Source organism: Rickettsia endosymbiont of Orchestes rusci, from assembly GCF_964030945.1.
Classification (GTDB): domain Bacteria; phylum Pseudomonadota; class Alphaproteobacteria; order Rickettsiales; family Rickettsiaceae; genus Rickettsia.
Genome location: NZ_CAXIQG010000004.1, coordinates 612,595 through 634,227 on the forward strand (window position 1 = coordinate 612,595; position 21,633 = coordinate 634,227).

Consider the following 21,633-nt stretch of genomic DNA (forward strand, 5'->3'; position numbering starts at 1 on the left):
GAAAAATTATAGTCATCCTGAATTTATTTCAGGATATTTCTCAAGAGATGCTGAAACAAGTTCAGCATGACAAAAGAAAGTCTGGATTCCTGCCTTTAGCTAGAATGACATCGAAAATTTGAGCCATGCAACAACGCTCACAGTGTTGTTGCATGGAACGTTAAACGTCATTGCGAGGAGGCACAAAGTGCCGACGCGGCAATCTAAGTATAAACATATTTTCATGCTAAACTTGCCATCTTATAAACTTTCTGGCATTCTCATAAAATCCCTCATTACATTCGGGATAGCCTGGATTGCCGCGTCGGGACTTCGTCCCTCCTCGCAATGACGATTCTGGTATCCACGCAATAACGCCTTCCCACATAGGGGCCTTGTGGCATGGCTCGATAAAAGCAACAGTATGTCATTCTAGCTAAAGGCAGGAATCCAGAAAAATTATAGTCATCCTGAATTTATTTCAGGATATTTCTCAAGAGATGCTGAAACAAGTTCAGCATGACAAAAGAAAGTCTGGATTCCCGCTTTCGCGGGAATGACATCGAAAATTTGAGCCATGCAACAACGCTCGCAGTGTTGTTGCGTGGAACGTTAAACGTCATTGCGAGGAGGCACATCGTGCCGACGCGGCAATCCAGAAAATAATATTTTTAACTTTTGCTAGTTTTTTTCCTAGATTGCTTAGCTTCGCTCGCAATGACGGGATAAGTATCTTTATTATCCTTAGCTTCTACCTTCTTCTGTAACTTATTACTATTTTCCTTAATTAGCTCTATTGCCTGTTCCGGCGTAATAGTTAAAAAATCGTATTTTTTAGGAATAGAAATAAATTTGCCGCTATATTTTAAGTAAGGGCCAAATCTGCCGAATCCTACTAAAATTTCTTCTCCCGTTTCTGAATGAGTACCTAATTTAAGAGGTAAACTTAACAATTTCAAAGCCGTCTCAAAAGTAATATCCTTCTGCAGCGCAGGAGGCACGGGAACACGCTTGGGTTTTTGCTTTTCATTAGCGGCATCTTTTTCCCCGCGTTGAATATAAGGACCGTACTGACCTTTTTTCAAATAAATTTCTACCCCTTCCGGATCAGTACCTAAAATTTTATTCTCATTAACCGCATAATTATCGCCGTCAGTTTCACTATTACCGTTACCGGTAGTAATAGGCTTTTTAAAAGTGCAATCGGGGTAATTACTACATGCTAAAAATGCGCCGAACTTACCTAATTTTAAACTCAACTCACCCGTAGCACAGGAAGGACATTTTTTTGAATCTTTATTCTCGCCGAATAAATGATAATCTAAAGCTTTTTGCACATAACTAATTACGTCGGTTATTTTTTGTTCACTAACCGATTCTACATTATTATTAAAACCGCCCCAAAAATTGCTTAGCGATGTCTTCCACTCAAGTTTTCCGGCAGCTATTTCATCTAATTCATTTTCTAAACTAGCGGTAAAATCATATTCGACATATTTTTTAAAGAAGCCGACTAAAAATACCGTAACCAAACGCCCAAGCTCTTCCGGTATAAAACGCTTTTTCCCCAAGCTTACGTATTTCCTCTCTTGTAATACCGATAAAATAGATGCATAAGTTGACGGTCTACCGATTCCCAATTCCTCAAGTTTTTTAACTAAGCTAGCCTCGGAATATCTTGGCGGTGGTTCCGTAAAATGCTGATTGGGTTTTATCTCTTCGGTTAATAATTTTTCCCCTTCTTTTAAAGGCGGTAGCATTTTATTTTCTTCTTCCGCTTCATCGTCAACACTTTCACGATACACTTTATAAAAACCGTCAAATGCTATGGTCGATCCCGTTGCTTTTGCTGAAAATTCTTTATTTTCAGATTCTAAGCTAGCTGCTACCAAATTCATAATAACATTTTCCATTTGGCAGGCTATTGTTCTTTTCCAAATTAATTCATATAATCGATAATAATCTTTATCTAATTTTTCTTTTAAATTCTCAGGGGTATAAGTAATTGTCGTCGGTCTTATTGCTTCATGAGCTTCCTGTGCATTCTTTACTTTCGATTTATAGACTCTTGGAGCGTTCGGCAGATATTTATCACCGAAATTTTTATGGATTAACTTACGTATTTCCGTAACCGCCTCACTCGCTAAAGTAACGCCGTCCGTTCTCATATAGGTAATAAGCCCGACTGTTTCTTTGCCTATATCCACGCCTTCATAAAGTTTTTGGGCTATCTGCATAGTTTTTTTAGCACTAAAACCTAATTTCCTTGCAGCTTCCTGTTGCAATGAAGAAGTAATAAATGGCGGTTGCGGTTGGCGTTTTTGCTGTTTTTTCTCTATTTTTTCAATATGAAATTTTTTTGATTTAAGCGCCTCTACTAAATCTTTAGCGTCTTTCTCGTTAGTAATCGAAAATTTTTCTAACTTCTTACCTTCCACATGAGTTAATTTAGCTAAAAAAGACTCTTTATTACTATTTTGCATTTTAAGACTAATATCCCAATATTCTTCGGTCTTAAAACGCTCTATTTCATCTTCTCGCTCACACACAAGACGAAGTGCCACCGACTGTACCCTACCGGCTGATTTACAGCCTGGGAGTTTCCGCCATAAAAGGGGAGATAAAGTAAAGCCGACTAAGTAATCTAACGCCCTTCTTGCTTGCTGAGAATTAACTAAGTTAATATCAAGTTTCCTAGGGTTTTCAACTGCATGGATAATTGCTTTTTTGGTAATTTCATTGAAAGCCACTCTCTTAAAAAAATCATCGGATTTAACACCGTTTTTTTCTTTAATCACTTCCGCCACATGCCAAGAAATTGCTTCTCCTTCACGATCCGGATCGGTTGCTAAATAAACTGCTTTAGCTTTTTTGGCATCCTTAGTTATTGCATCGACATATTTATTAGCTTTGTCCGATATGTCATATTTCATCGAAAAATTTTCATCAGGCAATACCGAACCTTTTTTAGAAGGTAAATCTCTAATATGACCGAATGAGGCAATAACTTTAAATTCATCGCCGAGATATTTATTTATCGTTTTTGCCTTTGCGGGCGACTCTACTATTACTAATTTCATGTTTATTTATAAATTAATGAGATTTTGTTACCGTGATGACGAATAACTCTGCCGGCTAGTTCTAACTCCAATATTACCGTATATATAACGGGTAATGGTAAATTTGTTGCTTCTTGTAAATAATCAAAATCGAGCGACACTGCTGATAATAATTCAACAATTTGCGTACGATGGGTTTCTGTTACTTGCTTTATATATTTGGTATCTAGTGTTTTGAAATTTGCATTAACATCAATAAAATCTTTTACTGAGTCGTCTTTTTTTCTTATAATATTTTCATATTGTGGTAAATTAGCTACTATATCATCTATATTTTCCACCAAATGCGCTCCCTCTTTGATTAGCTTATTGGTACCCTGACATCTAGGGTCTAACGGAAATCCAGGCACGGCAAATACTTCTTTATTTTGCTCAAGAGCAAGCCTTGCGGTTATTAGTGAGCCGGATTTTAAACTAGCTTCAATTACGACGGTGCCAAGAGATATACCGGAGATTAACCTGTTACGTTGTGGGAAATGTTGCCCTAAAGGAATAGAGCCGATAGGTAATTCGGCTATTATTAACCCTTCTGCCTCTAATGCTTCAAATAATTTTTTATTCTCTACGGGATAAATATGATCAATTCCGCCGGCAATAACGCCGATAGTTCTTAAAGTGTTCGCTTGATGAACGGCGCTATCGATACCACGAGCAAGTCCTGAGACTGTTACATAATCATTATTAACTAACCCTTCGGCAATTTTATGAGCAAAGACGCGACCGTTTGCGGAGGCGTTACGCGCTCCGACAATAGAGACACATTTTTTATATCCAAGTAATTCAATATTACCTTTATAGCTTAGTATCGGCGGGGGGTCATAAATTTCAAGTAACAATTTTGAATATTCAGGAGATTTATAAGTAATAATTTTCGCGTTATTCTTCTCTAAAAGTTCTAATTCTTTTTCTGCATCACTTTGAGAAAAAACTTTAATCGGTTTTGAGCGTCCGCCGCGAACCGAAAAATCTTTAATATTTTCTATTGCAGTACTCGCATCACCGAATAATTTTATCAAACTGAAAAAAGTTCTAGAACCGACATTTTCACTTCTAATTAGCCGTAAAATATTAATTGTCTCAAAACTGTAAGGTGTTTGGGATTTTTCTCCAAAAAATAACTCTTTAAGCATTATTTAAACGATACTTTAACTTTATTGATAATTAATTGGTATATTAAGCAAAGCGTTTAGATGTCATGCCGTGGTCAAGCCGACGGCTCGATCTTACCCCGTCATTGCGAGCCGCGGTAGGCGTCGTTGCATGGCTCAAATTTTTGATGTCATTCTCCCCCGAAAGCGGGAATCCAGCTTTTTCTTTTGTCATGCTGAACTTGTTTCAGCATCTCTTAAATAGTAGCTCCTGAAATAAATTCAGGATGACTTTTTTGTATTTTCTAGATTCCCGCCTACGCGGGAATGACATAGGACACTTTTTTAGAGCCATGCAACAATGCCGGCTTGACCACGGCATCCAGTTAGGCTTTTTAATTTTTTTCTGGATACCGTGGTCAAGCCCACTACTGTACGAACGTTTAAATAAAGAGGTAAAAATTCTGTCATTCCGTGGCTACGACCACGGAATCCAGCTTATAATATCATAAAAAGATTCTAAAATAAGTCTAATATGGTTTTATTTTCCTGGATGCCGTGATCAAGTCACGGCATGACACAGCCTTTTTTCAACGTTCGTACAGTAGTGGGTCAAGCCACGGTATGACATATATCCAATTCTCGAAAGATGAGTAGTATAGTTACAACTTCTCCGCATGAGAACCTAAATAATGCGCAATTCCTTGATGTGACGGAGTAATTGCTTCCCCTCCTTTACGCCATCCGGCAGGACAAACTTCACCGTGTTGCTGGAAGTGAGTTAAAGCGTCAATAACTCTTAGTACTTCATCAACATCACGACCGAGAGGTAAGTCGTTAACTAGCATATGACGCACTATAAAATCTTCGTCAATTAAAAAAGTTCCGCGCAGCGAAATACCGTCTTCATTCAAAACATTATATAGTGAAGAAATATTTTTCTTAAGATCGGAAACCATAGGGATTTGAATCTGTCCGACTCCGCCTTTATTATGAGGGGTGTTTTTCCAAGCTAAATGAGCAAAATGGGAATCAACGCTTACCGCTACTATTCTAGTATGTCGTTCTGTAAAATCACCGAGTCTATTGTGGAATGCAATAATTTCCGACGGGCAAACAAAAGTAAAATCAAGCGGATAAAAAAATATTACTAATTTATGACCTTTTGCATAATGGCTAAGGGTAAATTCATTTTCTATATTATTATCCGGCATAATAGCTTTTGCCGTAAAATCCGGAGCAGTTTTACCAATAAATACTTGCATATTATATGTCCTTATAAATGTTATAAAATACGTTTGTATGATATATAAGATAATTAATTATTACAACAGTAAATTTTTACCCTAACATGGACTTCTAACTAAATATAGAGAGATGTCTACTGCTACAGCGTCATTCCTGCGAAGCAATGCCCGCGTGGATCATAATTATCGTATTATGGTTATTATAAGTACGGTGTCATCTAGTTACTTGACCGGCGTTGTTGCATGGCTCTAAAAAAGTGCCGTATGTCATTCCCGCGCAGGCGGGAATCTAGAAAAAAGTATAAAAGTCATCCTGAATTTATTTCAGGATCTACTAAAAAAGATGCGCAAAACTTGTTCAGCATGACAAGAAAAAGTCTAGATTCCCGTTTTCACGGGAATTACAATCTCTTCAAGTATAAAGATTTACTTATCCGCTTTCTTTTCGGTGGGTATTTTTAATTGATTAAAAATACTTAATGCTCCGGTTATAAAGCTGCTCGGCTCCGAAAGGTTAGCCGGTAAAATTACGGTATTAGTATCTTTAGCTAAATTACTAAAAGCGCTAATATACTGCTCTGCTATCTTTAGCGATACGGCTTCACTGCCGCCGGTTTTCTGCACCGCAGACGCAACAATTTCAATACTTTTTGCCGTAGCGGTAGCAACCAATCCGATCGCTTCCGCTTCACCTTTTGCCCTATTGACTTGATCGATATAAGAAGCTTCGGAATTTAAAACAATTTGCGCTTTCTCTCCTTCGGCATGGTTAATTTTTGCTTGTCTATTGCCTTCGGAATCTAAAATTTGCGCTCGTTTCTGACGCTCTGCAGCAACTTGCAATTCCATAGCCTTAAGTATCGTTTGAGGCGGTTGGATATCCTTAATCTCATAGCGCATACATTGTATTCCCCAATTTACGGCAGCTTGATTAATGGCAGCAACGATTGCAACATTTAAGGTTTCTCTCTCTTCAAAAGTCCTATCTAACGGTAATTTACCGATTTCCGACCGCATAGTAGTTTGAGCAAGCTGGGTGATTGCGTAATAAGGATTATTAACGCCGTAAGAAGCCGCCATCGGATCAATAATTTTCACATACAAAACCCCGTCAATAGATAATGTTACGTTATCATTGGAAATAGCCGTTTGCGCCGTAACATCTATTGCTTCTTCTTTTAAAGTATGTTTATAAGCTACTCTTTGAATTACAGGTATTAAAAGATTTAAACCGGGTTGCAAGACTTTATCGAATTTCCCTAATTTTTCCACAACCCATGCTTGTTGTTGAGGAACGACTTTTACCATTTGCACTATAACTAAAATAGCTATAATACTAAAAACTAATAATAAATATTCCATTTGATGATCCTTTTTAAGTTAATTTTGTTTCGTCATTGCGAGGAGGTACGTAGTACCGACGCGGCAATCTAGAAAATAATAGTCATACTGAATTTATTTCAGGATCTTTTTCAAGAGATGCTGAAACAAGTTCAGCATGACAAAAACTAGATTGCCGCGGCTCCTCGCAAGGCATTGTTGCGTGGATGGTTAAAATCGCTTAAAACTTGTCATGCCGTGACCAAGCCGGCTTTGTTGCATGGCTCAAATTTTTGATGTCATTCCCGCGAAGGCGGGAATCCAGAAAAATTATAGTCATCCTGAATTTATTTCAGGATCTGTTAAAGAGATGCTGAAACAAGTTCAGCATGACAAAGAAAAGCCTGGATTCCCGCCTGCGCGGGAATGACATACGGCACTTATTTTAGAGCCATGCAACAACGCCTAAAAACGGGAATGACATAGAACACGCCGTAACCAATCCACGCAACAACACCTCCCTACCCCTCACTTTCCGGCAACTTGACTTCCGTCCCGTCATCGACTTTGGTCATACCTTCCGCTACTATTAAATCCCCTTCATGGATATCTTTTGAAGTGATTTCAATTAAGCCGTTAGTTCGCGAGCCGATTTCTACATATAGTTGTTTTACTATATTATTATCTATCTTGTAAATAAAATTACCTTGATTATTTCTTTGTATACATTGCTCCGGCACGGCTAAATTTTTATGCGGGTTGATAATAAGCGTAACATTTACATAACTATTATGCATCATTTTATTGTTAGCCGGTAACATTATTTTAGCATCCATAGTGCCGTTATCGGATAAATACCCGGAAACCGAGGAAATTTTTCCTTTAATCTCTTCACTAAAAGGAGTAGCTTGGTTGTCTTTACCGTCTGTTTTACCGACCGTTATTGTCGCTTCGGTATCATTTGATACTTTTCCGTATAACGATTCAGGCAACTCAATAAAAATACTTTGAGTTCCCTCTCCTTCAACGATACTAAAAAGATAATCGCCTTGCTTTATATTGTCTCCCGGTTTTGGTTTAATCACTCCTATTTTACCGTCAAAAGGCGCCGTAATTAACATATCATTATAGGTTTTTACCGCTTTAGAATAATTAAATCTGGCATCCTCAAAATCACTTTTAGATCTTTCTAACTCTTCGGAACTAATAAATTTTTTAGCAAATAATGTTTTATTTCTAGTATAATTATCTTGTTTAGTATTTAACAAAGCTTCGGCATTCATTTTGGTTGTTTCCGCTATATTCTTATCGATTATAAATAACACTTCTCCTTTATTTACCTTATTCCCTTGACTTGACGATACTATTTCCAGCTTACCGGCGACATTCGCATAATAATCACGACTATTATCGTTTTTGCATTGTCCGACCACATTAAATACGTCAAAAAGATCAGTCGTTTGAACCTTAGCAGCTATTACTCCTACCGCATTTGATTTTACCGACTTAGCAGCTGCAGCAGATAGAGAAACCACCGTCACAATTAAGAAAATAGTAAATTTATTGTACATGTAATGCTAGCTCCTTATCGGTTAACCAACGATATTCTTTTTCCAAAATCTCAAATCTAATCTTTTCAAGCTGTTCATCTAAATCAGGTTCAGGCACGATAGCCGAGCCGGTAAATTTAAATCCGTGATAATTAATTTGTAAATCATTACATGTTTTTTGTAATGATTCTAGATTTTCTAAAATATCATCGATAAATATTATTGATTTAGGATAATAATTCTTTTCACGTAAAACATATTCAAGCACGCTTCCTTTATCATATTCAGCCGTAAATATTATTCCATCTTTTAAAGTTGGAATGCCGTAACCTACATCAAATTCTTTTATTAAAATTTCATCTGTTATCGGCGTTAATTCCATAAAATTCACTTCTAGATCATTTAATTCTTTAATACGCCACTCTACCATATCTTTAATAACACCGAATTTTCCGGTCGGTAGTTTAGTTAAAGCCATGGTCGAAATTTTATTTTGTTTTAATTTCTCAAATATCTCAAGAATATCGGGATTAACAAAGCGTGCTTTTCGCTCTTTTAAAATGATGCTAAGCAATAATTCACACTGCTCTTTTGATAGTCGTTTTTCAATACCGGCCAATAATTCCTTTCTATAATTATGTGTTAATCTATACTCATCCGTATCCATAACTACGACGTCATCTACGTCAAATAGTACTAAGCTTTCACGATTCGCTTGCTCAACTTCTTCCATAATTTCTTTAAAATCATGTATTTTGGTTATTGTTGTAAAATTAGATTGATTCATACAATATTTTTAAGTTTAATTTAGTTAGTTATTTTAATTACTTCCTCAAGGGAATTGACGATTATTTTTAAGTCTTCTTCTCTCGAAAGTTTATGATTTCCGTCTTTTATAAGTTTCATTACCATTTTTTTACTTACTATTTTTTCCAATAATTTAATAGAAATATTATAAGGCACATCCTCATCAAGCATTCCGTGAATTAAATGAATAGGAATATTTATATCAATATTATCACGCGTTAATAATAAATGCTTTTTTGCTTCTAATATTAAATTATAGCTTATCGGATATTTATCTCGGCAATTCCGCCCGCTTATTTCAAGCAAACCTTCTTGTTGCATTTTAGTTTTATCTTCTTTCGATAAATTTTGCCAAATATCTTCGGTAAAGTCAGCCGCCGGCGCTAAACAAATCAAAGCTTTTATCTTGGCTTTTATTTTGCTTGGAAAATTCAAAGCGGCAAGTATGCCTAACCATCCTCCCATGCTCGAACCGATTAAAATAACTTTATCGTCTATCAATTTATCTAACACTAACTCAAGCCCCGAAAGCCATGAGCCGATCGTCTGATTTACAAAATTTCCCGATGCATTGCCGTGACCGAAATTATCGAAGGTGATAAAATTATAATTATTTTTTTTACAATAATCCATTAAATAAAGAGCTTTTTCTCCGCTCATATTGGACATTAATCCATGTAAAAAAATTACAGACGGAACATTTTTATCGGTAATTTTATAATTATTATAGACAACAAACCCCTCTTGTGGTGTATAATATAATTTATTCATTACAATAATATAGTTTAATGTCTTCATCAGACTCAACTAAACGATACAATAAATATACTATTTTACAAGTAGTTCCTGCTCTAGTTTCAGGCGGAGTGGAGAGAGGTACGATAGAAGTCGCAAAACATCTTAAGCTACTCGGTCATACCCCGATCGTTATTTCTGCCGGCGGTACCTTGGTTAAAGAATTAGACAATAACGATATCTTGCATATTTACGTGAATAGCGCTACTAAAAATCCTTTTATGATTTGGCGTAATGCAAAAATAATAGCAGACATAATTAAAAAATATAAGGTGGATTTAATACATACTAGGTCGCGAGCACCGGCTTGGAGTTCTTACTTGGCGGCAAAAGCAACTAATACTAAATTCATAACCACTTTTCACGGTATTTATAATATTTCCAATTCGCTTAAAAAATATTATAATAGCATCATGCTTAAGGGCGAAAAAATTATCGCCGTTTCTAATTTCGTAAAAAAACATTTATTAGAAAATTATAAAGTTGATGAAGATAAAATTGAGGTAATTGATCGCGGAGTAAATTGCGATTATTTTGATCCGACGAATCTTACTCAAGAAAAGCTCACGAAATGCCGAGAAAAATACGGCGCCCCTAGCAACGTTCCTATAATATTATTACCTTCTCGTATGACAAGCTGGAAAGGTCACCTTGTTTTAGTAGAGGCATTAAGTAAATTAAAACATCGAGATTTTTATTGTTTAATGGTTGGAGATTTGTCTAGGCATCCTAATTTTACCAATCGAGTAAAAGAACTTATCACTAATTTAAAATTACAAAATAAAATTCAAATTTTCGGTAATGATTCCGATATAATACATTTATACGGCATTTCGGATATAATTATATCTGCCTCAATTGAACCCGAAGCTTTTGGTCGCACTATTATTGAAGGTCAGGCTATGGAAAAACTTGTTATTGCCACTAATATCGGCGGAGCGGTTGAAACAATAAGCGATAATATAACAGGTTTTCACGTCAAACCGAATGATGCCGATGATTTAGCCCAAAAAATTGATTATTGTTTATCCATCCTTAATACCGATGAAGCTAAAAAAATTGAAGCAGCAGCAAGGCATACTGTAATTAATGATTTTTCTCTTGATTTGATGCTCCGAAAAAATTTAGAATTATATAAAGAAGTCCTAAAATAAAATTCTTTTGTTTTATCTATATATTCAAAACAGCTTTTTTATAACAATTTTAACCTCCGCAAGCAATGTTTCCTCGAATCATTTTTTTAAAATTATAGACTCTATTACATAAATAACTTTTAAAAACTTCTCTTTTGTAATAGAATATTATTATCATTTTTAAATATTTTGAGAGTAAAACATCAATGTCCGCTCAAATAATCGAGTTATTAATTTTTGCAGGTATCGCTTTTTTTATTATTAATAAGCTAATTACTACGCTTGGCTCTACTTCCGACGACGATCCGACTAAAAACAAATCATATTTCGGCGAGCCGCCTGTTAAAGACGTTACTTATACTTCAAAAAATTCAAATGATTCTGCTAAAAAAACTGAACCGACTGCCGAAGATTTAAAAGCTTTAGACGGTTTGATAGTCGAGCAAAATCTAACGCCGGTCGTTGACGGTATGGAAATGCTACAAAAACGCCTTAGATCATTTAGACCGGTTAGTTTTATAAATAATGCCAAAGCAGCGTTTCAAATGATTATTGAAGCAGTAACTAATAAGCAAAAAGATGAGCTATCACAGTTAATAGATAAAAGATTTTTAGAAAAATTTGAAGAAATAGCACCAAGTTACGGGGATTTTATAGATTCAACTAGTTTAAACGCACAATTTTCCGAGATTTATATGTTCGGTAATAATGTTTTTATTAAGCTATTATTTCAAGGCAAAAATGTTGTTGATAAGCTTGAAAACCTTAAAGAAGAATGGACATTTACCCGTAGCACCAACACTAGCGACGTAGATTGGTTTTTAAGTAACGTTGAAAGAGTGTGATTTGGTATAGCATAAAGGACTGTCATACTGTGGTCAAGCCGGCATTGTTGCATGGCTCAAATTTTTGATGTCATTCCCGCGAAAGCGGGAATCCAGAAAAATTATAGTCATCCTGAATTTATTTCAGGATCTGTTAAAGAGATGCTGAAACAAGTTCAGCATGACAAAGAAAAGCCTGGATTCCCGCCTACGCGGGAATGACATACGGCACTTTTTTAGAGCCGTGCAACAAAGCCCCACCGTCGGCACTTTGTGCCTCCTCTCAATGACGGTGTTTTTATAACAAATAATTTAGTCTTTATGCATTTTTCCCGTATTATCGGTACTATATTAACAATATTTTCTATTATTTTTATGTTTCAAACCCAAGCTCAAGCTAAAATAATTGCTAAAAATGATAATAATACACTAATTCCCCGGCAAGTTTTATTCGGTAATCCTAATAAAATGAGAGTTTCTTTAACCCATGACGGTAAATATATTGCTTATATCGCGCCAAAAGACGGCGTACTAAATATTTGGCTAGCACCTTCAGATGACTTAAGTAAAGCAGAAGTAATAACCAATGATAAGGAACGCGGTATTAGATCATATTCCATAGCCTATAATAATAAAAATATTTTATACTCCCAAGATTATAAGGGAGATGAAAATTTTCGTATTTATAGCTATAATATCGAGACCAAAGAAACAAAGCTTATTACGCCTGAAAGTAAAGTATTAGCCTTTATTTTAGGAATTAGTCATAAGCTCCCTAACGAGATATTAATTGCCTTAAATAATCGAGACCCTAAATATTTCGATGTTTATAAATTAAATCTTAATAGTTTAGAAAAAGAACTAATATTCAAAAACGAAAAATTTACCGGCTTCACGGTTGACGATGACTTACAAATAAGATTCGGGGAGCTATTAGATGAAAACAGCAATACCGAATATCACGAACTGAAAAACGGCGAATGGAAGTTATTTACTAAAATATCTATGGAAGATTCCTTTAATACTTCTTTTCTTGGCTTTGACGCTAGCGGCGATATTCTTTACATACTTGACGGACGCGATCGTAACACCTCAGCACTCAAATCTTTAAACTTAACTACCGGTAAGACGGAGTTAATCGCTGAAGACGATAAAGCAGATGTCGGAATATTCGCCGTGCATCCGACTAAAGGAACTCCTCAAGCGGTAGCAGTTAATTATGAAAGAGTTTCTTATAAAATTTTAGATAATTCAATTAAAGAAGATATTGAGTATTTACAAAATATCGATCGTGGAGACTTAATTATCAATAGCCGAACACTTGACGATAAGATGTGGTTAGTTGCTTATTTAAGCGACAATGCCCCGGTAAAATATTACAAATATAACCGTGAAAAGAAAAAAGCCAAATTTTTATTTTCCAACCGTAAGGCCCTTGAACAATATAACTTAGCTAAGATGATACCGGTAATTATTAAGTCACGAGACGAGTTGGATTTAGTTAGCTATATCACTTTTCCGAATGACGTTCAGCTTGATAAAGATAATATACCAGGTAAAACATTACCGTTAATAATTAACGTACATGGCGGACCATGGGCGCGTGATAGTTGGGGATATGATCCGGAACATCAATGGCTGGCGAATCGCGGTTATGCGGTGCTTAGTATAAATTACCGCGGCTCTACCGGTTTCGGCAAAAATTTTCTTAATGCCGGCAATTTAGAATATGGTCGAAAAATGCACGACGATCTCATTGACGGCGTGAATTGGGCGATTAAAAATAATATAGCCGATCCCGATAAAATCGCTATTATGGGCGGAAGCTACGGAGGCTACGCCACACTCGTCGGTATGACCATGACGCCTAGCGTATTTGCTTGCGGTGTCGACGTGGTCGGCATGTCTAATTTATTAACTCACGTAGAAACTAAAGCACCTTACGTAATCCCTCTTCTTAGTATTTATAAAACAAGAATCGGTCCATGGGATACCGAAGAAGAAAAAGAATTTTTAAGACAAAGATCACCGATAAACTTTATCGACAATATTAAAAAACCGCTTTTTATTGCTCAAGGAGCTCACGACCCACGCGTAGTACAAGCGGAATCCGATCAAATAGTAAAAGCTATGCAGGCTAGAAAAATTCCGGTGATTTATGCACTTTATAAAGATGAAGGACACGGCTTTGCCAGACCGGCAAATAGATTATCATATTATGCTTTAGCCGAACAATTTTTAGCTAAAATTTTGAAAGGGAGAAAAGAGCATATAGGCACAGATTTAAAAGGCTCTAACCTAATATTAAACGATAAAGAAAATTTTAGCGGTGAGACGGCAGAAAAAATTATTGACGAGGCTATTAGGTAAGTAACGTTAGTACTGTCATTCCGTGGTCGTAGCGGCTTTGTTGCATGGATGGTTAAAAACGCCCTCGGTGTCATTCCCGCGCAGGCGGGAATCCAGAAAAATTATAGTCATCCTGAATTTATTTCAGGATCTGTTAAAGAGATGCTGAAACAAGTTCAGCATGACAAAGAAAAGACTGGATTCCCGCCTACGCGGGAATGACATAAAAGGACGCAGGGAATGATATCAAAGCAAGCAACACCTTCGCAGGAATGACATTAAAATTTTGAGGCTATCATGATAATCAAAAATACTGAAAATTCGTACGGCTTAATTACCAAGCTCTTTCATTGGATAATGACTGTTATAATTATCATAATGATTATTGTCGGGTTTGTGATGGGTGACCTTGCAGATCAACAACAGAACCTACAGCTTTATGCCCTTCATAAAGCAACAGGCATATTAGTATTATCATTAGTAATAGTAAGGTTGTTATGGAAGTTTTATAACGCTTCCGTCGCCTTACCTCTTGATTTACCGAATTGGCAAAAAAAAGCCGCAACAATCAATATTAACTTATTATATATTTTGATGTTGATTATGCCCGTTAGCGGCTTTCTTATGACGATCCTAGCAAATCACGATATCGATTTTTACGGATTATTTACTATTAAATCATTCATGCAAGATAAACAAACAGCAAAAATCTTCAAAAAAATTCATGAAAGCTGCGCCCTTATATTCTCGGCTTTAATCATTCTTCATATTTTAGCTGCTCTTTATCATCATTTTATTAGGAAAGATAACGTCCTTAGAAGAATGTGGATAGGAAGTAGCTAGGAATTAAAGTAGATTAATGTCATTCCCGCGTGGCGTTGTTGCATGGATGGTTAAAATCGCTTAAAACTTGTCATACCGTGGTCAAGCCCACTACTGTACGAACGTTTAAATAAAGAGGTAAAAATTCTGTCATTCCGTGGCTACGACCACGGAATCCAGCTTATAATATCATAAAAAGATTCTAAAATAAGTCTAATATGGCTTTATTTTCCTGGATGCCGTGATCAAGTCACGGCATGACACAGCCTTTTTTCAACGTTCGTACAGTAGTGGGTCAAGCCGGCTTTGTTGCATGGCTCGATAAAGCGGCAGTATGTCATTCCCGTGCAAACGGGAATCTAGAAAAATTATAGTCATCCTGAATTTATTTCAGGATCTGTTAAAGAGATGCTGAAACAAGTTCAGCATGACAAAGAAAAGCCTGGATTCCCGTTTGCACGGGAATGACATAGAACATGCTTTAAACTATCCTCTTCAACATTATTTTTGCTGCTTTTATTCCTGATTCTCTAGAGTTTTTTATAGTAGTAATTTCAGTATGGAAAACCATTTTACTACCCTCTACACTACCTAACATATAGTCGGTTTTAATTTTCTCTTCTCCTTGATAAGTAGAATAAGCAGCTACGGACGTGCGACAATTTGCATCTAAATACTCTAAAAATGCTCGCTCAGGCTTTATTAATTCCGAGGTTGGCAAATGATTAATTTTCCTACATATCTCAAGCATCTTGTTATTTTCTTCTAGGGTTTCCACCGCAATAACCCCTTGCCCTATAGCGGGGAGCATTTGCCTGATATCAATTAAATTACAATATTCGGGATTAAAGCATTTAAACCTTGCAAGCCCGGCATAGGCTAAAATCGTTGCATCAACTTCTTTATTCATTAATTTTCTGATTCTTGAATCTATATTTCCACGAAAAGTTACTATCTGCAAATCCGGTCTTATTTTTTGCAAAAACGCTTTTCTTCGAGGTGACGACGTACCTACTATTGCATGTTGCGGCAACTCTTCAATTGATTTGTACCGCGTGCAAATAAAAGCATCTCTTGGGTCTTCTCGCTCTAACACGGCAGCAATTATTAACCCTTGCGGTATTCTTCCGGGTACGTCTTTTAAAGAATGAACGGCTAAATCTATTTTTTTATCTAACAATGCTTGCTCTATTTCCTTTAAAAATAAAGCCTTACCGCCAATGTCATACAGAGCTTTATCTTGAATTAAATCCCCGCCGGTTACGATATGGATTATTTCACAATCAATAGCGGGAAAGTTAAGCTTTATTTGCTCAACCACTAGATTAGTTTGAATTAAGGCTAACGGACTCTTTCTTGTCCCTATTTTAATAAGCTGTTTCATTTAACTACCGATAAGCTGAAATGGGCTAGTAAAATTAAGATAATTACCTTCTATTACCGCTTCATGATTCATTATAAAAGGATGATTTATTTGACCGTGACCGATTCCTAGAGCATGATATGTCGGCAGTTGCGGGATATGATTACGGCAAAAAGCTTCTATAGAAATTGTTTCATTTCCATCGCTATTAGTGAAATCACCGAAAATTATAGCTTTGACATTATCAAACATTCCGGCATTTTTTAGCTGCATTAAATTACGATGAATAGCATAACCTTTTTCATTAACATCTTCCAATATTAAAATTTTCTTATCAAGGTTAGGAGAAAGTTTTGTACCGATCATTTTAGTTAAAACAGTTAAATTACCGCCGCTAACTTTTCCTACTATATTATTTTCATTAGGTTTATTAATCGGCATAACTGCTATTTTACTATCTTCGCCCTCAATTATATTTATTATCTCTTGAATATCTTGATTAGTAGAAGGCAATAAGGATGTTAAAACCGAGCCGTGAATACTCGGCATATTATAATATTGATTCAGTAATAAATGCAAAACAGTGATATCACTATAACCTATCAGGATTTTATCACCTGCCATTTTTATATCAAAACACTCCTGGGCAAATTCGCCGCAGCTATACCCTCCACGAAAAGCCCAGATAATTTTAACTTCAGAGTTTTCCATTGCTTCCTTAAACATTCTTAGCCGTTCAGTTTTAGGAGCAGCAAAAAAAGGTAATTCATCTCCGGCAAAAATTTTATCATCTACTAAAACTTTAAACCCTCGCTCTACTAATATCTTTTTTGCTTCCTCTAATCTATTTTCAGCATCACGACAACTGGAAGAAGGCGCTATAATAGAAATAAAGTCTGTTTTTTTGTTAAAGGTAATCATAATTCCAATATTCTCTCATTAAGTAACGTTGTCATGCCGTGGTCAAGCCTGCGTTGTTGCATGGATCGAAATCCTTGTAAAAAAGCACCGTCATTGCGAGGAGGGACGTAGTCCCGACGTGGCAATCCAGAGAAAAAATAGCAAAAAATGCTATGAAACTTATTATTTTCTAGATTGCCGCGCTCCCTTTGGTCGCTCGCAATGACGTTTGGGGTATCTATGCAACAACGCCGGTCAAGCCCACTACTGTACGAACGTTGAAAAAAGGCTGTGTCATGCCGTGACTTGATCACGGCAGCCAGGAAAATAAAGCCATATTAGACTTATTTTAGAATCTTTTTATGATATTATAAGCCGGATTCCGTGGTCGTAGCCACGGAATGACAGAATTTTTACCTCTTTATTTAAACGTTCGTACAGTAGTGGGTCAAGCCTGCGTTGTTGCATGGATCGAAATCCTTGTAAAAAAGCACCGTCATTGCGAGGAGGGACGTAGTCCCGACGTGGCAATCCAGAGAAAAAATAGCAAAAAATGCTATGAAACTTATTATTTTCTAGATTGCCGCGCTCCCTTTGGTCGCTCACAATGACGTTTGGGGTATCTATGCAACAAAGCCGGTCAAGCCCACTACTGTACGAACGTTGAAAAAAGGCTGTGTCATGCCGTGACTTGATCACGGCAGCCAGGAAAATAAAGCCATATTAGACTTATTTTAGAATCTTTTTATGATATTATAAGCCGGATTCCGTGGTCGTAGCCACGGAATGACAGAATTTTTACCTCTTTATTTAAACGTTCGTACAGTAGTGGGTCAAGCCTGCGTTGTTGCATGGATCGAAATCCTTGTAAAAAAGCACCGTCATTGCGAGGAGGGACGTAGTCCCGACGTGGCAATCCAGAGAAAAAATAGCAAAAAATGCTATGAAACTTATTATTTTCTAGATTGCCGCGCTCCCTTTGGTCGCTCGCAATGACGTTTGGGGTATCCATGCAACAAAGCCGGTCAAGCCCACTACTGTACGAACGTTGAAAAAAGGCTGTGTCATGCCGTGACTTGATCACGGCATCCAGGAAAATAAAGCCATATTAGACTTATTTTAGAATCTTTTTATGATATTATAAGCCGGATTCCGTGGTCGTAGCCACGGAATGACAGAATTTTTACCTCTTTATTTAAACGTTCGTACAGTAGTGGGTCAAGCCTGCGTTGTTGCATGGATCGAAATCCTTGTAAAAAAGCACCGTCATTGCGAGGAGGGACGTAGTCCCGACGTGGCAATCCAGAGAAAAAATAGCAAAAAATGCTATGAAACTTATTATTTTCTAGATTGCCGCGCTCCCTTTGGTCGCTCGCAATGACGTTTGGGGTATCTATGCAACAAAGCCGGTCAAGCCACGGTATGACAGCACACGCAAAACAGCTAAAACGGCAACGTAAAAATAAAACTCGTCTTACCTTTGCTATCATTTTCTGCCCAAATTTTACCGCCATGTAATTCTATTACTTTCTTACATAACGCAAGCCCTACTCCTCTTCCTCCTGCCGTGGTACGAGTCTTTGAGCTGACGACGAACACCCCGAATATACTTTTCAACTCTTCTTTAGGGACTCCTATTCCACTATCTTTTATGCTAAATAAAATGCCGAATTCTGTTTTTTCTAAGGTAATTTTTATAATACCCTCATTACTATAAGTAATTGCATTAATAATTAAATTATCAAATGTATGTTTGATATAATGAAGGTCACCCTTAAATATAATATTATCATCAATCTCAAAAACAAAATTTAACTCTTTGTTATTTAAATATAATTTTCGACAAACTTTAATTCTCTCATATAAAAGCTCGCTTAAATTTAAATTTTTCTTATGCAAATGATAACTAAGCGTCGATAATTTAGAAAAATCTAAGATATTATTCATTAAGCTATTTAACCGAGTAGAGCTTTTAGCAATTATTTCTATCGCCTTGCGCCGCTGCTTATCGTCAAATTTGTCATATTTTTCCCATAAAGTTTCCCCTAAACTAATAATGCCGGTTAAAGGTGTATGGATTTCATGGTTTATATTACGTAAAAATTCATGTTTTAAATCTAATAATTTTTCTAATTCTTCTTCCCTATAACTTACCTGTTTTTCTAAATGAGTATTTTGTGACTCAATTAATTGATGCTGCTCCTGTTTCGGTTTTAAAAAAATTATTAACAGACTACTAAATAACGTCAGCAAATATATTATCTCTGCTTGCAGATTATACTCATCAATTAATAACTTTTCTTTCATAAAATATTTATAAAATTCAACGCCGGCAAAGACACCGCTTATAGTCATAATTAAAGTAATATGCCATCTAAATAGGGTCGCGACTATTATTAAATTAATCATAAAAATCATCACTTCTAATTTATGGAAATTACTAGTGATAACAAGTAAACCGGCAAAAAATATTAAGATAACAAATATGCCGATAAACCAGAAAAATGCTATAATATTTTCTTTTTTAAATCTTACCGGCCATAACGGATAAGTTATAAGAATCGTTGAAACGGCAAGCACACAGTGATAAATAAAATTATATATCTCTAAATGATTTTTTATTTTACCGGCAGGAGTGGTATATAAAGAGGAAAAAATAGACGCAACAATAAATACACCGACATAGCTATAAGTAATTTCTTGTTTAGGCAGCGTATTTCGCCAAAATTTAAAAATGTTAAATGTTCTTGCTAAACTATATAATTTTATTAATTGACGTTTTCGCTCCAACCTTAATATTTTTAATGCTAAAGGCAACTCGAAAGAATTAAATCCACCGGGCTGCTTCAAAATATAATGACTACCGATAAAAAATATTACATTCGCGAGCGTTGCCGGTAATATTGCATATATGCCGGTAAATTCTCTTAAAGAAAATAAATACCATAATAAGATAGTTATTATTGCAGCAGCCATGCCGATAAAAAAGGATTTAGCAGTCGAGCGAAAACCGAATATTAACAAAATTAACGGCATAGTAACTAACGGCGCATAAAAGCCGGTTACAATCAAAAATAGATTTACTAAATTTTTTGTATAAAGCGATAAAATAAAACCTAATATACCGATAATAATTGCCGTTATATAAGAAAAAGCTAGCGGAAATTTTTTAGCTAAATCGTTTGAAAAAGTCACGGTAGCAACATTAATATAAGAATTAGTACTTGATATTATCATCGCCATAATTCCGCCGACTATTAACCCCTTAAACCCCGTATAGCTTTTAATAATTTGCAAAAATAATATATTCGGCTCAATATTCGGAGCTTGGGACAATAATAACATGGCAATCCAAATAAACAGTGCCGATAAGCAAAAACATATTATAACGGCAATGAAAAAAGAGTTCGATATTTGCCTCGTGTCTTTTGCCATTAAAATTCGTTGAAAAATTGACGGACCGAGGGACGGAATAGAAAAATATACAAAAATACTTAGTGACATCCAAAATTTAGGACTTTTATAACTAAATAACTCGTGAAAATCAACCATATGGCTTTGCACAACCGAGTTAACCGTAATATTTGGATCACTAAAAACATTCCAAGCTATCACCCCGATAACCGGTATAACGGCACTATAAGTAAAAAACTGTACGGCATCGGTAAAAGTCACCGATCTTATACCGCCAAAAGCCGAATAACTTATTATTACGGCAGCCATAAGTAAATCTACGTAAAAATTTGAAATATTAAAAAATAACTCCAATATTAGACTAGCTACATGGAATTGCATGGCAATCTTGCCGATAACCGTTAATATACTCGATATAGCCGTAATAACTCGCACTTTATTGCCGTAGATATTACCCATTATTTCTGCCACTGACAACGCTCCTAGGAATCTTTCCAGGCGAGGAGCTAAAAAGTAACTAATCAACAACCAACTAACAACGCCGCCAACTATACTCGGTATTAGGTAAAATAGTCCTTCCGTATAGACTCTTGAGCTATCTACTAAAAAACTACTGCTACCGATCCACGTAGCAATAAGCGTTGCAACTATGGTACCTGTGGAAAAATTTCTTTTTCCTATAGCATATTCCCGAATATTTTTTATTCCTTTAATATTAAGGAATCCTATTACTATATTAACGACTAAAAAACCGATAAAAATGATAACATCTATATTGGAATGTAAAAATGTCATAAGTTATGTATTTTATTTATAGTAATTTTTCATTCCCGCCTTCACGCATAAATGTTAATTTAAGCGGTAAAGGTCCATAAAGTCCGTCATTGCGAGGAGGCAATGTCCGCGTGGATGGTTAAAACCGC

General features: G+C 36.0%; 29 protein-coding genes. 13 read left to right on the top strand and 16 right to left on the bottom strand.

Features of this window, described 5'->3' with window-relative positions:
* Window positions 1-99 precede the first annotated feature (99 nt).
* On the bottom strand, window positions 100-225 hold the full coding sequence (locus AAHM91_RS07000) for a hypothetical protein (RefSeq protein WP_341793912.1): 126 nt from the start codon (window positions 223-225) through the stop codon (window positions 100-102).
* 71 nt (window positions 226-296) lie between these two features.
* Here AAHM91_RS07000 and AAHM91_RS07005 point away from each other — a divergent pair, with 71 nt between their 5' ends.
* Window positions 297-419 (top strand): hypothetical protein, encoded by a 123-nt coding sequence (locus AAHM91_RS07005; RefSeq protein WP_342270321.1) that lies wholly within the window; start codon window positions 297-299, stop codon window positions 417-419.
* A gap of 79 nt (window positions 420-498) precedes the next feature.
* The gene (locus tag AAHM91_RS07010) at window positions 499-645 is read left to right on the top strand and encodes a hypothetical protein (RefSeq protein ID WP_342270322.1); all 147 of its coding nucleotides are present in this window, start codon (window positions 499-501) and stop codon (window positions 643-645) included.
* Between the two features lie 5 nt (window positions 646-650).
* Here AAHM91_RS07010 and topA read toward each other — a convergent pair whose 3' ends face one another.
* From topA to AAHM91_RS07025, 3 genes are read right to left on the bottom strand one after another with little or no spacing between them, the layout of a single operon-like run.
* Window positions 651-3,059, bottom strand: coding sequence for a type I DNA topoisomerase (topA, locus tag AAHM91_RS07015; RefSeq protein ID WP_342270323.1), 2,409 nt, complete (start codon window positions 3,057-3,059; stop codon window positions 651-653).
* A gap of 2 nt (window positions 3,060-3,061) precedes the next feature.
* Window positions 3,062-4,228: a DNA-processing protein DprA gene (gene dprA / locus AAHM91_RS07020; RefSeq protein WP_342270324.1), complete on the bottom strand. Its 1,167-nt coding sequence runs from the start codon at window positions 4,226-4,228 to the stop codon at window positions 3,062-3,064.
* 43 nt (window positions 4,229-4,271) lie between these two features.
* Window positions 4,272-4,421 (bottom strand): hypothetical protein, encoded by a 150-nt coding sequence (locus AAHM91_RS07025; protein ID WP_342270325.1) that lies wholly within the window; start codon window positions 4,419-4,421, stop codon window positions 4,272-4,274.
* A gap of 118 nt (window positions 4,422-4,539) precedes the next feature.
* Between AAHM91_RS07025 and AAHM91_RS07030 the strand changes: the two genes are divergently transcribed.
* The gene (locus AAHM91_RS07030; RefSeq protein ID WP_342270326.1) at window positions 4,540-4,698 is read left to right on the top strand and encodes a hypothetical protein; all 159 of its coding nucleotides are present in this window, start codon (window positions 4,540-4,542) and stop codon (window positions 4,696-4,698) included.
* 150 nt (window positions 4,699-4,848) lie between these two features.
* Here AAHM91_RS07030 and AAHM91_RS07035 read toward each other — a convergent pair whose 3' ends face one another.
* The gene (locus AAHM91_RS07035; protein ID WP_253307886.1) at window positions 4,849-5,451 is read right to left on the bottom strand and encodes a peroxiredoxin; all 603 of its coding nucleotides are present in this window, start codon (window positions 5,449-5,451) and stop codon (window positions 4,849-4,851) included.
* Window positions 5,452-5,563: 112 nt separating this feature from the next.
* Here AAHM91_RS07035 and AAHM91_RS07040 point away from each other — a divergent pair, with 112 nt between their 5' ends.
* Both AAHM91_RS07040 and AAHM91_RS07045 read left to right on the top strand, forming a co-directional pair.
* Window positions 5,564-5,686 (top strand): hypothetical protein, encoded by a 123-nt coding sequence (locus AAHM91_RS07040; protein WP_342270327.1) that lies wholly within the window; start codon window positions 5,564-5,566, stop codon window positions 5,684-5,686.
* Window positions 5,677-5,895, top strand: coding sequence for a hypothetical protein (locus AAHM91_RS07045; RefSeq protein ID WP_342270328.1), 219 nt, complete (start codon window positions 5,677-5,679; stop codon window positions 5,893-5,895). The genes AAHM91_RS07040 and AAHM91_RS07045 overlap by 10 nt, the downstream gene beginning before the upstream one ends.
* Here AAHM91_RS07045 and AAHM91_RS07050 read toward each other — a convergent pair.
* Window positions 5,860-6,795 (bottom strand): SPFH domain-containing protein, encoded by a 936-nt coding sequence (locus AAHM91_RS07050; protein WP_341793850.1) that lies wholly within the window; start codon window positions 6,793-6,795, stop codon window positions 5,860-5,862. The genes AAHM91_RS07045 and AAHM91_RS07050 overlap by 36 nt on opposite strands.
* A 238-nt stretch (window positions 6,796-7,033) precedes the next feature.
* Here AAHM91_RS07050 and AAHM91_RS07055 point away from each other — a divergent pair, with 238 nt between their 5' ends.
* A complete protein-coding gene (locus tag AAHM91_RS07055; protein WP_342270329.1) occupies window positions 7,034-7,183 on the top strand; it encodes a hypothetical protein in 150 nt (49 codons plus the stop codon).
* Between the two features lie 91 nt (window positions 7,184-7,274).
* Here the strand turns inward: AAHM91_RS07055 and AAHM91_RS07060 are convergent, their stop codons facing one another.
* From AAHM91_RS07060 to AAHM91_RS07070, 3 genes are read right to left on the bottom strand one after another with little or no spacing between them, the layout of a single operon-like run.
* Window positions 7,275-8,324 carry an efflux RND transporter periplasmic adaptor subunit gene (locus AAHM91_RS07060; RefSeq protein ID WP_342270330.1) on the bottom strand — a complete coding sequence of 350 codons (1,050 nt, stop codon included), beginning with the start codon at window positions 8,322-8,324 and terminating at the stop codon, window positions 7,275-7,277.
* The gene (locus AAHM91_RS07065) at window positions 8,314-9,090 is read right to left on the bottom strand and encodes a DUF2608 domain-containing protein (protein WP_342270331.1); all 777 of its coding nucleotides are present in this window, start codon (window positions 9,088-9,090) and stop codon (window positions 8,314-8,316) included. Before AAHM91_RS07065 ends, AAHM91_RS07060 begins: the two co-directional genes overlap by 11 nt.
* Before the next feature lie 20 nt (window positions 9,091-9,110).
* Window positions 9,111-9,881 (bottom strand): alpha/beta hydrolase, encoded by a 771-nt coding sequence (locus tag AAHM91_RS07070; protein ID WP_253307891.1) that lies wholly within the window; start codon window positions 9,879-9,881, stop codon window positions 9,111-9,113.
* Window positions 9,882-9,898: 17 nt separating this feature from the next.
* Here AAHM91_RS07070 and AAHM91_RS07075 point away from each other — a divergent pair, with 17 nt between their 5' ends.
* The 7 genes from AAHM91_RS07075 (at window position 9,899) to AAHM91_RS07105 (ending at window position 15,054) form a co-directional block, all read left to right on the top strand.
* Window positions 9,899-11,059 (top strand): glycosyltransferase family 4 protein, encoded by a 1,161-nt coding sequence (locus AAHM91_RS07075; protein WP_342270332.1) that lies wholly within the window; start codon window positions 9,899-9,901, stop codon window positions 11,057-11,059.
* Between the two features lie 185 nt (window positions 11,060-11,244).
* Window positions 11,245-11,883: a Tim44 domain-containing protein gene (locus AAHM91_RS07080; RefSeq protein ID WP_253307893.1), complete on the top strand. Its 639-nt coding sequence runs from the start codon at window positions 11,245-11,247 to the stop codon at window positions 11,881-11,883.
* Between the two features lie 51 nt (window positions 11,884-11,934).
* Complete coding sequence (locus AAHM91_RS07085; RefSeq protein ID WP_342270333.1) at window positions 11,935-12,084, top strand: hypothetical protein; 150 nt, start codon at window positions 11,935-11,937, stop codon at window positions 12,082-12,084.
* Window positions 12,044-12,166 (top strand): hypothetical protein, encoded by a 123-nt coding sequence (locus tag AAHM91_RS07090; protein ID WP_341793845.1) that lies wholly within the window; start codon window positions 12,044-12,046, stop codon window positions 12,164-12,166. Before AAHM91_RS07085 ends, AAHM91_RS07090 begins: the two co-directional genes overlap by 41 nt.
* Before the next feature lie 17 nt (window positions 12,167-12,183).
* A complete protein-coding gene (locus AAHM91_RS07095; protein ID WP_342270744.1) occupies window positions 12,184-14,232 on the top strand; it encodes a S9 family peptidase in 2,049 nt (682 codons plus the stop codon).
* Between the two features lie 48 nt (window positions 14,233-14,280).
* On the top strand, window positions 14,281-14,433 hold the full coding sequence (locus AAHM91_RS07100) for a hypothetical protein (protein WP_341793844.1): 153 nt from the start codon (window positions 14,281-14,283) through the stop codon (window positions 14,431-14,433).
* A gap of 75 nt (window positions 14,434-14,508) precedes the next feature.
* On the top strand, window positions 14,509-15,054 hold the full coding sequence (locus AAHM91_RS07105; RefSeq protein WP_253307895.1) for a cytochrome b: 546 nt from the start codon (window positions 14,509-14,511) through the stop codon (window positions 15,052-15,054).
* Between the two features lie 460 nt (window positions 15,055-15,514).
* On the opposite strand, the gene hemC is transcribed toward AAHM91_RS07105, so the two are convergent.
* From hemC to AAHM91_RS07140, 7 genes are read right to left on the bottom strand one after another with little or no spacing between them, the layout of a single operon-like run.
* Window positions 15,515-16,417 carry a hydroxymethylbilane synthase gene (gene hemC, locus AAHM91_RS07110; RefSeq protein WP_342270334.1) on the bottom strand — a complete coding sequence of 301 codons (903 nt, stop codon included), beginning with the start codon at window positions 16,415-16,417 and terminating at the stop codon, window positions 15,515-15,517.
* Window positions 16,418-17,317 carry an LD-carboxypeptidase gene (locus AAHM91_RS07115; protein ID WP_342270335.1) on the bottom strand — a complete coding sequence of 300 codons (900 nt, stop codon included), beginning with the start codon at window positions 17,315-17,317 and terminating at the stop codon, window positions 16,418-16,420.
* Window positions 17,314-17,610: a hypothetical protein gene (locus tag AAHM91_RS07120; protein WP_342270336.1), complete on the bottom strand. Its 297-nt coding sequence runs from the start codon at window positions 17,608-17,610 to the stop codon at window positions 17,314-17,316. Before AAHM91_RS07120 ends, AAHM91_RS07115 begins: the two co-directional genes overlap by 4 nt.
* A 46-nt stretch (window positions 17,611-17,656) precedes the next feature.
* Complete coding sequence (locus AAHM91_RS07125) at window positions 17,657-17,995, bottom strand: hypothetical protein (protein ID WP_342270337.1); 339 nt, start codon at window positions 17,993-17,995, stop codon at window positions 17,657-17,659.
* 46 nt (window positions 17,996-18,041) lie between these two features.
* Entirely contained in the window at window positions 18,042-18,380 is a 339-nt protein-coding gene (locus AAHM91_RS07130; protein ID WP_342270338.1) for a hypothetical protein, read from the bottom strand.
* A gap of 46 nt (window positions 18,381-18,426) precedes the next feature.
* On the bottom strand, window positions 18,427-18,786 hold the full coding sequence (locus tag AAHM91_RS07135) for a hypothetical protein (RefSeq protein WP_342270339.1): 360 nt from the start codon (window positions 18,784-18,786) through the stop codon (window positions 18,427-18,429).
* Window positions 18,740-21,505: a sodium:solute symporter family transporter gene (locus tag AAHM91_RS07140; RefSeq protein WP_342270340.1), complete on the bottom strand. Its 2,766-nt coding sequence runs from the start codon at window positions 21,503-21,505 to the stop codon at window positions 18,740-18,742. The genes AAHM91_RS07135 and AAHM91_RS07140 overlap by 47 nt, the downstream gene beginning before the upstream one ends.
* Between the last annotated feature and the right edge of the window lie 128 nt (window positions 21,506-21,633).

Coding starts and splice junctions, on each gene's coding strand:
- AAHM91_RS07000 (WP_341793912.1), bottom strand. CDS start 225: ATGAAAATATGTTTATACTTAGATTGCCGCGTCGGCACTTTGTGCCTC.
- AAHM91_RS07010 (WP_342270322.1), top strand. CDS start 499: ATGACAAAAGAAAGTCTGGATTCCCGCTTTCGCGGGAATGACATCGAA.
- topA (WP_342270323.1), bottom strand. CDS start 3,059: ATGAAATTAGTAATAGTAGAGTCGCCCGCAAAGGCAAAAACGATAAAT.
- dprA (WP_342270324.1), bottom strand. CDS start 4,228: ATGCTTAAAGAGTTATTTTTTGGAGAAAAATCCCAAACACCTTACAGT.
- AAHM91_RS07025 (WP_342270325.1), bottom strand. CDS start 4,421: ATGACAAAAGAAAAAGCTGGATTCCCGCTTTCGGGGGAGAATGACATC.
- AAHM91_RS07030 (WP_342270326.1), top strand. CDS start 4,540: ATGCAACAATGCCGGCTTGACCACGGCATCCAGTTAGGCTTTTTAATT.
- AAHM91_RS07035 (WP_253307886.1), bottom strand. CDS start 5,451: ATGCAAGTATTTATTGGTAAAACTGCTCCGGATTTTACGGCAAAAGCT.
- AAHM91_RS07040 (WP_342270327.1), top strand. CDS start 5,564: ATGTCTACTGCTACAGCGTCATTCCTGCGAAGCAATGCCCGCGTGGAT.
- AAHM91_RS07045 (WP_342270328.1), top strand. CDS start 5,677: ATGGCTCTAAAAAAGTGCCGTATGTCATTCCCGCGCAGGCGGGAATCT.
- AAHM91_RS07050 (WP_341793850.1), bottom strand. CDS start 6,795: ATGGAATATTTATTATTAGTTTTTAGTATTATAGCTATTTTAGTTATA.
- AAHM91_RS07055 (WP_342270329.1), top strand. CDS start 7,034: ATGGCTCAAATTTTTGATGTCATTCCCGCGAAGGCGGGAATCCAGAAA.
- AAHM91_RS07060 (WP_342270330.1), bottom strand. CDS start 8,324: ATGTACAATAAATTTACTATTTTCTTAATTGTGACGGTGGTTTCTCTA.
- AAHM91_RS07065 (WP_342270331.1), bottom strand. CDS start 9,090: ATGAATCAATCTAATTTTACAACAATAACCAAAATACATGATTTTAAA.
- AAHM91_RS07070 (WP_253307891.1), bottom strand. CDS start 9,881: ATGAATAAATTATATTATACACCACAAGAGGGGTTTGTTGTCTATAAT.
- AAHM91_RS07075 (WP_342270332.1), top strand. CDS start 9,899: ATGTCTTCATCAGACTCAACTAAACGATACAATAAATATACTATTTTA.
- AAHM91_RS07080 (WP_253307893.1), top strand. CDS start 11,245: ATGTCCGCTCAAATAATCGAGTTATTAATTTTTGCAGGTATCGCTTTT.
- AAHM91_RS07085 (WP_342270333.1), top strand. CDS start 11,935: ATGGCTCAAATTTTTGATGTCATTCCCGCGAAAGCGGGAATCCAGAAA.
- AAHM91_RS07090 (WP_341793845.1), top strand. CDS start 12,044: ATGACAAAGAAAAGCCTGGATTCCCGCCTACGCGGGAATGACATACGG.
- AAHM91_RS07095 (WP_342270744.1), top strand. CDS start 12,184: ATGCATTTTTCCCGTATTATCGGTACTATATTAACAATATTTTCTATT.
- AAHM91_RS07100 (WP_341793844.1), top strand. CDS start 14,281: ATGGTTAAAAACGCCCTCGGTGTCATTCCCGCGCAGGCGGGAATCCAG.
- AAHM91_RS07105 (WP_253307895.1), top strand. CDS start 14,509: ATGATAATCAAAAATACTGAAAATTCGTACGGCTTAATTACCAAGCTC.
- hemC (WP_342270334.1), bottom strand. CDS start 16,417: ATGAAACAGCTTATTAAAATAGGGACAAGAAAGAGTCCGTTAGCCTTA.
- AAHM91_RS07115 (WP_342270335.1), bottom strand. CDS start 17,317: ATGATTACCTTTAACAAAAAAACAGACTTTATTTCTATTATAGCGCCT.
- AAHM91_RS07135 (WP_342270339.1), bottom strand. CDS start 18,786: ATGATAGCAAAGGTAAGACGAGTTTTATTTTTACGTTGCCGTTTTAGC.
- AAHM91_RS07140 (WP_342270340.1), bottom strand. CDS start 21,505: ATGACATTTTTACATTCCAATATAGATGTTATCATTTTTATCGGTTTT.